The organism is Neisseria sp. P0021.S007, from assembly GCF_051956855.1.
This window is the reverse complement of sequence record NZ_JBQCXA010000376.1, coordinates 1-777: the sequence shown is the minus strand read 5'-3', so window position 1 is coordinate 777 and position 777 is coordinate 1. Positions and strand designations below refer to the sequence as shown.

At 47.9% G+C, this 777-nt stretch carries 1 protein-coding gene and 1 pseudogene; both read right to left on the bottom strand.

From position 1 onward, the window contains the following. Window positions 1–285: pseudogene (locus ACTHUR_RS13455) on the bottom strand (23S rRNA (adenine(2503)-C(2))-methyltransferase RlmN); the annotation flags it as partial. A 260-nt stretch (window positions 286–545) separates the two neighbouring features. Further along, on the bottom strand, window positions 546–777 hold a 232-nt coding region (locus ACTHUR_RS13450), incomplete at its 5' end, for a nucleoside-diphosphate kinase (RefSeq protein WP_440399033.1).

Sequence of the window (777 nt, the reverse complement as noted above, 5' to 3'; positions counted from 1 at the left end):
AATAAACACTGTTTCCACGCCGTTGCCCGTTCCTACATCCAACAGCCATTTGCGCGTCCCATCGGCGGATTCTTGCGCCATCATCAGTTTGGGCACATCCACGCTTGCCTGTTCGTTGAGTTTCAGGCGTAGGGATTTTGCCAAATCGGTCATTTCATCGAAACTTTGCGCACCGGCTTGGTGGATCCAGCGCATGACTTGTTTGGCGCGAAACGGTTTTTCACCCATTTCGGCAAAATGATGGGTCAGTCCGTTTAAATCATAATTCAGCAGATTGGTTTTCATGTGGTTTATTTCTTGGTAAAGCTTTTAATAAAAGCTGTCGTGATAAATCTTGCAAATCCGGCGGATTAGGGCGTTGCATAGTGGGTTTGAACATGCCCTGAATCTTGTTGAGCAAACAGCTTTTATTTCCAAGCTCCTTCTATCATATTTTCAGACGACCTCCATTTTAGAAAGGTCGTCTGAAAACAGATTGAGACAAACAATATCGACAAAACCGTCCAAACACCCGAACCGGTCGGACGTTCGAACGGTATCTATCGTTAACGCGGGCAGATTTCGCTTTGGCTGAAGAAGTAGGCAATCTCGATTGCTGCGTTTTCCAGACTGTCAGAGCCATGTACGGCGTTTACGCTGAGAGATTCGGCAAAATCCGCACGTATCGTACCGGGAGCGGCTTCCGCAGGGTTGGTCGCGCCCATCAGCTCACGGTTTTTTGCAACGGCATTTTCACCTTCCAGTACCTGAATCATGACAGGACCGCTGGTCATAAAG